Here is a 9,468-nt window from a genome sequence, read left to right as displayed (position 1 = left end):
CCATCCCGAACCCCGACCGTCCCGGCGGCGTTCTCATTCCTCAGTTAAATCCCCAATTAAGGAAGGAATTGAAGACATGAAAGAGTTCATAGACAGGGTCAGCCGGCTTAACAGAACGGCTTAAAATCTCAAAGTAAATCTTCCATCTTCTTTCTTGTTTTTTGTGAGTTTTTAGAAAACTTTAACAGAATAAGGGTATTAAAAAGTAGAAAAATATGATATTATGGTTAGATAATGGGTGAACTTTCGAGATTATTACATAAATTGTTCTGAATAAGGGTGGGATCAATATGAATATCAGAGAAACTACGGAAAAATGGGAACGAGAGTATCTGAGTCCTTATGCCTCTTTAAGCGAAAAAACGAGAGGAAGGGACAGGGAGGAACCGCTTTGTGACATCCGTCCGGAGTACCAGAGGGACAGGGACCGGATTCTGCACAGCAAGGCGTTCAGGCGGCTGAAGCACAAGACACAGGTGTTCCTTGCGCCCGAGGGAGATCACTACAGGACGCGTCTGACCCACACGCTGGAAGTTTCCCAGATAGCCCGTACCATTGCAAAGGCGCTGAGACTGAATGAATCTCTGACCGAGGCGATTGCACTGGGACATGACCTTGGCCACACACCCTTTGGCCATTCGGGAGAGTCGATTCTCGACAAGCTCTGCAGCGACGGATTTGCGCACTACAAACAGAGTGTCCGCGTCGTGGAGGTATTGGAGAAGAAGGGGCGGGGAATCAACCTGACCTGGGAAGTGAGGGACGGGATTTTAAATCACCGCACCAGCGGCCATCCATCCACCCTGGAAGGTAACATCGTGCGCCTTTCCGATAAGATTGCCTATATAAACCATGATATTGACGACGCCATCCGCGGAAGAATTTTCGAGGAGGGTGATCTGCCGGCCGAATATACGGATATTCTCGGAGGCAGCGTCAGGGAGCGTCTCAATACGATGATACACGATATCATTAACCAGAGCTTTGACAAACCGGAGATAGCCATGTCACCCGGCATGGAGACGGCGATGCACGGACTGCGCAGATGGATGTTCGAGAACGTCTACCGCAACGGGATTGCCAAGGCCGAGGAAGGAAAAGCGCAGCACATGATAGTGATGCTTTATGAGCATTATATGAAACATATTCACGAATTACCAGAAGAATATCTGGATATGATGACAGAGCGCGGGGAAAAAGAAGAACGGGCCGTCTGCGACTACATTGCAGGCATGACGGATATTTATGCCATCGACCGTTTCAGCGAGCTCTTTGTACCAAAATCCTGGAAAGTATAAGGAGGTTTTCATGTATTATCCGGAAGAAGTGATAGAAGAAGTCAGAATGAGGAGCGACATCGTGGATGTTATTTCCGGGTATGTGAAGCTTCAGAAGAAGGGGGCCAATTACTTTGGTCTCTGCCCTTTTCATCATGAGAAGTCACCGTCGTTTTCCGTGGCGCCCCAGAAGCAGATGTACCACTGTTTCGGCTGCGGGGTCAGCGGCAATGTGATTACCTTTATTATGGAATACGAGAATTATTCGTTCCGCGAGGCCGTTGAGATGCTGGCGGACCGTTCGGGCGTCAAGCTCCCGAAGATGGAGTATTCCAAAGAGGCAAAGGCACAGGCGGATCTTAAGGCGGCTCTGTTAGAGATCAACAAACAGGCAGCCAACTATTTTTATTTTCAGCTAAAACAGCCCCAGGGCCAGGTTGGATACGATTATCTGCGCAGGCGTGAACTGACCGATGAGACAATCCTCCGGTTCGGTTTGGGGTATTCCAATAAAACGAGCGACGATTTATACCGCTACTTAAAAAGCAAGGGCTATGACGACGGCATTTTAAAGGAGACAGGCCTTGTAACGATAGAGGAGCGGGGTTCCAGGGACAAGTTCTGGAACCGGGTTATGTTCCCGATTATGGACGTCAACAACCGCGTGATTGGTTTTGGCGGACGGGTTATGGGGGACGGGGAGCCGAAGTATCTGAACTCGCCCGAGACCAAGCTCTTTGACAAGAGCCGGAATCTCTACGGACTGAATTACGCAAGAACCTCCAGGCAGAAATTCATCCTGCTCTGCGAGGGCTATATGGACGTCATATCCATGCACCAGGCCGGTTTCACCAATGCGGTGGCCTCTCTGGGAACGGCAATGACCGAACAGCACGCGGCCCTTCTGAAACGGTATACGGATCAGGTGGTGCTGACGTACGACAGCGACGGGGCGGGAGTGAAAGCGGCCCTGCGCGCCATACCGATACTCAAGAACGCCGGGATTTCTACAAAGGTGCTGAATATGAGGCCCTATAAGGATCCCGACGAATTTATGAAGAACCTGGGGCCGGACGAATTCCGCAAACGAATTGAGAACGCCCGCAACAGTTTCCTCTTTGAGATTGACGTCTTAAAAGAGGGCTGCAACATGGAGGATCCGGAACAGAAGACCGATTTCTACAACAAAACGGCCAGAAAGCTTCTGGATTTTCCGGAGGCTCTGGAACGGGACAACTATATCCAGGCCGTGTCGAGGGAATTTTTCATCAACTATGAGAACCTGAAGACACTGGTTAACCAGTTGGGCAGCCGCCTGGGGATGGGAGCCGCAAGGAGCAGGGGAGCGGAGGAAGAGGAACCTGCGCCGTCCCGGCCGGGAGCACCCGTTAAGAAAAAAGAGAAGGAAGAGGGAATCAGGAAATCCGAACGTCTTCTGCTCACCTGGCTGATAGAGGAGCCGGAGCTTTTCGACAAAATAAAAGGCATCATCACCCCGAAGGATTTTGTCAAACCTCTTTACCGCGAAGCGGCGGAGATGGTGTTTGACGGCCATGAGAAAGGGGAGGTAAACCCGGCGGCCATCCTGAACCATTTTATCGACGACGAGGGGAACTACAGGGAAGTGGCGGCGCTTTTTAGTGCCAGCCTGGACGAGTCGTTAAATAACGAAGAACAGAAGAAAGCATTTTCAGAAACCGTACTTCGGATAAAAAGGAGCAGCCTGGAACATCAGATCCGGCATGCCGCAGGTCTTGAAGAGCTTCAGAAGCTGATTAAGGAACAGGCCGAACTCGCAAATCTGCATATTTCACTTGATTAAGGAGAAAATACGTTACTATTAAGCCTTTGATTGTCATTATTCACAGCCCTGCCGGAAATCAAACAGCGGCCGTGATATTGCGGCCTTTGGTTTCATAGCAGCGAATATACAATAAAGCTATGGAGGGATGGGAGAATTATGGAAGAAAAGACAGTGACATTTGAAGAGAAGCTTACTCAGCTTCTGGAACTGGCGAAAAGTAAGAAGAATGTATTGGACAACAAAGAAATTCTTGACTTTTTCCATGGTGAAATATTGAGCCCGGATCAGTTGGATCAGATGTATGATTTTCTCGAGAATAACAAGGTCGACGTGCTGCAGTTCGACGAGGATCTCGATATTGACCCGGATCTCTTCATCGAGGAGGAATTAAACGAAGAGGAAGAGATCGATGTTGAGAATATAGATTTAAGCGTACCGGATGGAATCAATATAGAAGATCCCGTCAGGATGTACCTGAAGGAGATCGGAAAAGTCCCGCTTTTATCGCCGGATGAAGAGATTGAGCTGGCAAAACAGATGGAGATGGGCAATGAATACGCCAAAAAACGCCTGGCCGAAGCCAACCTGCGTCTGGTGGTAAGTATCGCAAAGCGCTATGTGGGCCGCGGGATGCAGTTTCTGGACCTTATCCAGGAGGGCAACCTGGGACTGATTAAGGCCGTGGAAAAATACGACTATTCCAAGGGATTTAAGTTCAGTACCTACGCGACCTGGTGGATCCGCCAGGCCATCACGCGTTCCATCGCCGATCAGGCGAGGACGATCCGGATTCCGGTGCACATGGTTGAAACAATCAACCGCCTGATCCGTACCTCCAGGCAGCTTCTTCAGGAGCTTGGCCGCGAGCCCTTCCCCGAGGAAGTGGCGGAGCGCATGGAGATACCGGTGGAGCGTGTCAGGGAGATTATGAAGATTTCCCAGGATCCCGTATCGCTTGAGACGCCTATCGGTGAGGAGGAAGACAGCCACCTCGGTGATTTTATCCAGGACGACCATGTACAGGTTCCGCTGGATGCGGCCACCTTTACCCTGCTCCACGAGCAGCTGATGGAGGTGCTCGACACGCTGACGGACAGAGAACAGAAGGTTCTCCGTCTGCGGTTCGGCCTGGACGACGGAAGGCCCAGGACACTGGAGGAAGTGGGTAAGGAATTTAACGTAACCAGGGAGCGTATCCGCCAGATCGAGGCGAAGGCCCTGAGAAAACTGCGGCATCCAAGCCGCAGCAAAAAACTGAAAGATTATCTGGATTAAAAAAAGATTACCGAGGATATTTTAAATGAAATTATCACACCGTTTAATGACGATTGCTTCCTTTGTCCGCAAAGGAAGCAAAATTGCTGATATAGGAACTGATCACGGATACATACCGATTTATCTGGTAAAGGAAGGGATTTCCCCCTCCGCGCTGGCCATGGATGTGCGGAAAGGGCCGTTGGAGCGTGCTGAGCATCATGTCCTCGACTACGGACTCGGCGATAAGATAAAGGTGAGGCTCAGCGACGGCCTTATGAAGCTTAAACCGGGCGAGGCCGACACCATTGTTATCGCAGGAATGGGCGGGGAACTGATTGTGCGCATCCTGGAAGCGGGAAGGCACGTGTGGGAGAGCGCGGAACGCCTGATTCTGTCACCCCAGTCGGAAATCGGAAGCGTAAGGCATTATCTGGAGGAGAACGGTTTCACCATTCTGCGGGAAACCATGGTAAAAGATGAGGGCAAATATTACACGGTCATCGAGGCGGGACACGGCGCCATGCATTATGGCCGGGATTGCTTTTACGAGTATGGAAAATGTCTGATTCAGGAAAACAACGAAGTATTCCGGGAGTTTCTGGAGAAAGAGAGACGCTCGGTGGATGAACTGATCGCGGCACTGTCCGGGAAACACTCCGACAGCGCCGCAAGACGCCTCGGGGAGCTTTTAACGAGGCGGGACATGATAAAGGAGGCACAGGATGAAATGCAGGGAACTGATTAATAAACTGGAAGCGCTTGCGCCGCCGTCCATGGCATGTGACTGGGATAATCCGGGTCTTCTGGCCGGCAGAAGCGGCAAAGAGGTGAAAACGGTATATCTGGCCCTGGATGCCACGGACTCTGTCATAGAGGACGCGGTGCGCAGCGGAGCCGACATGCTCATCACCCATCATCCCCTTATATTCAGGCCGTTAAAAAAGGTGAACGACGAAGATTTTATCAGCAGGCGGATTCTGAAACTGATTCAGAACGACATATCCTATTATGCAATGCACACAAACTTCGACGCAGCTCCGGGATGTATGGCCGATTTGGCGGGCGCCCGCCTGGGCCTTACGGATACGGAGGTTCTGGAGGTTATGGGGAAGGCGGATGACGGTAAGGATTACGGAATCGGCATCTGCGGAAACCTTCCGCATGCCATGACGCTTAGGGAGGCGGGAGAGGCGGTTAAAAAAGCCTATGGAATCCCGTTTGTCACCGTATTCGGCGACGTGGAAGACGGCGGTCCTGCCGTCAGGACGGCGGCTGTATGTCCCGGCTCAGGGGGAAGCACGTTAAAAGAAGCGCTGAGATGGGGAGCCGACGTGTATATTACCGGGGATATCGGCCACCATGAGGGAATCGACGCCGTGGCGAACGGCATGGCGGTGATTGACGCCGGACACTACGGGATTGAGCATATTTTTACCGGATTTATGGAGAAATTCCTGGGGGAAAACCTGGAAGAAAAACTTCACGTTATAAAAGAACGGGATGTATTTCCAAATCATGTGATATAATAAAAAGCCAAAATTTCAGAATGGAGGAGTTATATGCCGATTGTAACAATAGGGGAAGAGACAAGGGAGTATGTGGAGGGAACGCCGTTTCACAAGATTGCTAAGGATTTTCAGGATCATTATGAGTATGAGATCCTGCTCGTCTGGGTGGACGGGCGCCTGAAGGAACTCCATAAAACACTGAAGGAAGACTGCAGCCTCAGGTTTATCACGGCCGCTGACAAGGCCGGCTTTTTAAGCTACCAGAGGAGCGCCCTGTTTCTCATGCTGAAGGCGTTTTACGACGTTGTGGGCAAGGAGAATGTCAGCAGCCTGACCGTCTGCTTCTCCGTGGGAAACGGCCTCTATATTGAGACGGAGGGCTCTCTGATACTGAACCAGGAGCTGCTCGATCGGGTAAAGGAAGAGATGAAGCGTCTCGTTTCACTCAGTCTGCCCATCTTAAAACGCAGCGAGAATACGGATGAGGCGGTTGAACTGTTCCATCAGCACGGGATGTATGATAAGGAAAAATTATTCTATTACCGACGCGCTTCCAGGGTCAATATCTACAGCATTGAAAATTTTGAGGACTATTTTTACGGATACATGGTGCAGAATACGGGATATATCAAATATTTCGACCTGCAGCTCTATGACGAAGGATTTGTCCTGATTCTGCCGTCGAGAAAGAATCCGGAGAATCTGATGCCCTTAAGCCCGAGACGGAAACTTTTTGAAGTGCAGAAAGAGTCGGAGCAGTGGGGAAAGAAACTGGGCGTTTTCAATGTGGGAACGTTAAATGAAGCGATTTCCCAGGGCAGAATGAATGAACTGATTCTGATGCAGGAGGCGCTTCAGGAAAAGAAGATAGGCGATATTGCGGAACAGATTGCGGCATCCGGCAAGAACAAATTTGTCATGATCGCCGGGCCGTCGTCGTCGGGTAAGACCACTTTCTCCCACCGTCTGTCCATCCAGCTTAGCGCTCTGGGGTTAAAGCCGCATCCTATCGGGGTAGACGACTATTTTGTAAACCGGATCAACAGCCCAAGGGATGAAGACGGAAACTATGACTATGAGGCGCTTGAGTGCATCGATATCAAGCAGTTTAACGAAGATATGACCGCGCTCTTAGCGGGAGAAAGGGTGGAAATTCCGAGGTACAATTTTGTCAGCGGCGAGAGAGAGTACAAGGGAGATTTCCTGCAGCTCGGCGAGGAGGATATTCTGGTAATCGAAGGGATTCACTGCCTCAACGACAAATTGTCCTACTCCCTTCCGAAGGAGAGTAAATTCAGGATTTATATCAGCGCACTGACACAGTTAAATGTCGATGAGCACAACCGGATTCCGACAACCGACGGCAGACTGCTCCGAAGAATGATCCGGGACGACAGGACAAGAGGTTCTTCGGCCCAGGTCACAATCAGAATGTGGGATTCCGTGAGAAGAGGAGAGGAGAGGAACATCTTCCCGTATCAGGAGGAGGCCGACGTCATGTTTAACTCGGCCCTGCTCTACGAGCTGGCGGTGCTGAAGCAGTATGCGGAGCCGCTTCTTTACAGCGTTCCCAGGGATTCCGAAGAATACCCGGAGGCAAAGCGCCTGCTCAAATTCCTGGATTATTTCCTGGGCGTGAGCAGCGAGAGAATTCCGCAGAACTCCATCCTCAGGGAATTTGTCGGAGGAAGCTGTTTCAGGGTATAAACGCTTATAACACTAAAAGAATTTTCCCCGAGATTACTGCGTTCATTTCTTCATGCTTTGTTATCCTCCGAATTGGAGGCTGCTCTAAAAATGAACCGCAAAAGAATACGGATAGGCGTCTTGGACGGCATCTGTCCCAGTCATGCCAGATAGAATCGCATGACCGGGACAGGTGCCGTTTCCACCTTACGGATCCAAACGGTTCGGTCAGGTGGTTCCTGATCTTTGACCGTGCCGTAGACAATAGGGGATTTTTCGTGTTGGCCAGAGTATCTTGGGAGTATCATTTATAATCACGTGTAAACAGGAAAGGAGCCATGTTGAATCAAAGTAAAATTGAGATGATTGAAAAGAAGCAATTGCTTATATTCCTGTCGGTTGCTTTCGTACTGCCATATCTAATGGGGATTTTAATGGGTTATGCATATAACAGGGGAATTGATGTGAGCTTTTTTCCAAATGCCCAGATGTATTATCCGGCAGCAGGTATCATGCTGGCAATACTGGCGGTAAAAAAAGAGGACGAGTTGGTTCCGGGAAGGTTTTATTTCTTTTTTATCACAATTACGGCAATAATTTTTCTGATGACGATTGCCAGTGTGTTTGTATCTAATCCGGGATTTATTGCATTTCTTAATTTGGTTATAATCGTAGGATCGGCTGCCTCCTGGATTGTTCTTTTTGCAGAGAAGAAGGAGAAACGGGAATCATATGGGTTGAGGGCACATAATGGAAAAGCGTCTGCGCTAATGGTTATATTGTTTTTAGCACTCTATTTTGGACGGATTTTTCTGTCTTATTTAGCCGGCGGCCAGATGAATGAATTCGCAGAAATATTTCAAAATTCACGGTTTTACAGCATGATTCTTATATTACCGGTTAACTTTTTCCTTGTATTTACAGCCTTCTTTGGTGAAGAGTATGGGTGGAGATATTACTTCACGCCATTTCTGCAAAAACACTTTGGCAAGGTTCGGGGGGTACTGCTGCTGGGAGTGTTGTGGGGACTTTGGCATCTGCCGATTAATATATTCTATTATAGCCCCGAGACCTGGCTTCAAAGCATACTTTCCCAACAGATTACCTGTATCGGAATGGGCATTTTCTTTTCCTATACATATTTGAAGACCAACAACATTTGGGTTCCTGTGATATTGCATTATCTGAATAATAATCTGATAGTTGTGCTGAGCAGCGGAAATGCGGACATGATTAATAATCAGCTAATCGCCTGGAAGGATGTCCTGCTGCTTCTGATCTTTAATCTGGTATTATTTGTGCCGTTTATTTTTACAAAGGAATTTAGGGAGCCGGACAAGAAGGTTAACAGCCTTTAGAAAAATTCAGAAGAGTTCAGCCCGGTGCGGCAGATTTAAAATGAGACGTTAAAATGTTTTGAGCAAGACGATAAGCCGGGTTATGTCGTTGAATGGCCATCTATCTAGCTTTACCGTCGCCGGTAAATTCAAGCGACCTACCCGGAGGCAGACGGGCCGCCTTACGCCTCCTGTTCGGTCTTGCTTCGGATGGGGTTTACATGTGCCCCGGCTGTTACCAGCCGGGCGGTAGTCTCTTACACTGCCCTTCCACCCTTACTGGAACCGGCACAAAGTGCCTGTCCAGCGGTATATTTCTGTTGCACTGTCCTTGGAGTCGCCTCCACCAGACGTTATCTGGCATCCTGCCCTGTGAAGCCCGGACTTTCCTCACCTGCAGCCTTTCGGTCCTGCAGCCGCGGCCATTTGTCTTACTCAAAACGTTACAAGTTTATCATATTTTTTAGTATTTGTCTAGGGATTTAATTGAGGAATGAGAACGCCGCCGTCAGGTCGGGGTTCGGGATGGTGAGGGGGGAGGTTGTGAGTCTTCAGTCCCGGTTTGCAGGTTGTCGCGGGTGGGGAATCCGGGCAGAAAA

The 9,468-nt window shown here is 49.5% G+C and carries 7 protein-coding genes and 1 other RNA gene; 7 read left to right on the top strand and 1 reads right to left on the bottom strand.

Features of this window, described 5'->3' with window-relative positions:
- Nucleotides 1–290: 290 nt before the first annotated feature.
- The 7 genes from QZT18_RS22815 to QZT18_RS22785 all read left to right on the top strand — a co-directional run bounded on the left by QZT18_RS22815 (nt 291) and on the right by QZT18_RS22785 (nt 8,890).
- Complete coding sequence (locus tag QZT18_RS22815; RefSeq protein WP_294151932.1) at nt 291–1,298, top strand: deoxyguanosinetriphosphate triphosphohydrolase; 1,008 nt, start codon at nt 291–293, stop codon at nt 1,296–1,298.
- A gap of 10 nt (nt 1,299–1,308) precedes the next feature.
- Nucleotides 1,309–3,099, top strand: coding sequence for a DNA primase (gene dnaG / locus QZT18_RS22810; RefSeq protein ID WP_294151931.1), 1,791 nt, complete (start codon nt 1,309–1,311; stop codon nt 3,097–3,099).
- A gap of 138 nt (nt 3,100–3,237) precedes the next feature.
- The gene (gene rpoD, locus QZT18_RS22805; RefSeq protein WP_294151929.1) at nt 3,238–4,356 is read left to right on the top strand and encodes an RNA polymerase sigma factor RpoD; all 1,119 of its coding nucleotides are present in this window, start codon (nt 3,238–3,240) and stop codon (nt 4,354–4,356) included.
- A gap of 25 nt (nt 4,357–4,381) precedes the next feature.
- Entirely contained in the window at nt 4,382–5,083 is a 702-nt protein-coding gene (locus QZT18_RS22800) for a class I SAM-dependent methyltransferase (protein WP_294151925.1), read from the top strand.
- On the top strand, nt 5,061–5,864 hold the full coding sequence (locus QZT18_RS22795) for a Nif3-like dinuclear metal center hexameric protein (RefSeq protein WP_294151921.1): 804 nt from the start codon (nt 5,061–5,063) through the stop codon (nt 5,862–5,864). Before QZT18_RS22800 ends, QZT18_RS22795 begins: the two co-directional genes overlap by 23 nt.
- A gap of 33 nt (nt 5,865–5,897) precedes the next feature.
- Nucleotides 5,898–7,553: a nucleoside kinase gene (locus QZT18_RS22790; protein WP_294151918.1), complete on the top strand. Its 1,656-nt coding sequence runs from the start codon at nt 5,898–5,900 to the stop codon at nt 7,551–7,553.
- A 341-nt stretch (nt 7,554–7,894) separates the two neighbouring features.
- Nucleotides 7,895–8,890, top strand: a complete 996-nt coding sequence (locus QZT18_RS22785; RefSeq protein ID WP_294151917.1) for a type II CAAX prenyl endopeptidase Rce1 family protein — start codon at nt 7,895–7,897, stop codon at nt 8,888–8,890.
- Between the two features lie 55 nt (nt 8,891–8,945).
- Here QZT18_RS22785 and rnpB read toward each other — a convergent pair.
- Nucleotides 8,946–9,307: RNase P RNA component class A (gene rnpB, locus QZT18_RS22780), an RNA gene on the bottom strand.
- Between the last annotated feature and the right edge of the window lie 161 nt (nt 9,308–9,468).

Source organism: uncultured Clostridium sp. (assembly GCF_900547735.1).
Lineage (GTDB): Bacteria > Bacillota > Clostridia > Lachnospirales > Lachnospiraceae > Otoolea.
The sequence above is the reverse complement of the archived record's forward strand: the minus strand, read 5'-3'. Positions and strand labels throughout refer to the sequence as shown.

Excerpts from the sequence above, each read along its gene's own strand:
- QZT18_RS22815 (WP_294151932.1), top strand. The coding sequence starts at position 291 with ATGAATATCAGAGAAACTACGGAAAAATGGGAACGAGAGTATCTGAGT.
- QZT18_RS22785 (WP_294151917.1), top strand. The coding sequence starts at position 7,895 with ATGATTGAAAAGAAGCAATTGCTTATATTCCTGTCGGTTGCTTTCGTA.
- rpoD (WP_294151929.1), top strand. The coding sequence starts at position 3,238 with ATGGAAGAAAAGACAGTGACATTTGAAGAGAAGCTTACTCAGCTTCTG.
- QZT18_RS22790 (WP_294151918.1), top strand. The coding sequence starts at position 5,898 with ATGCCGATTGTAACAATAGGGGAAGAGACAAGGGAGTATGTGGAGGGA.
- QZT18_RS22800 (WP_294151925.1), top strand. The coding sequence starts at position 4,382 with ATGAAATTATCACACCGTTTAATGACGATTGCTTCCTTTGTCCGCAAA.
- dnaG (WP_294151931.1), top strand. The coding sequence starts at position 1,309 with ATGTATTATCCGGAAGAAGTGATAGAAGAAGTCAGAATGAGGAGCGAC.
- QZT18_RS22795 (WP_294151921.1), top strand. The coding sequence starts at position 5,061 with ATGAAATGCAGGGAACTGATTAATAAACTGGAAGCGCTTGCGCCGCCG.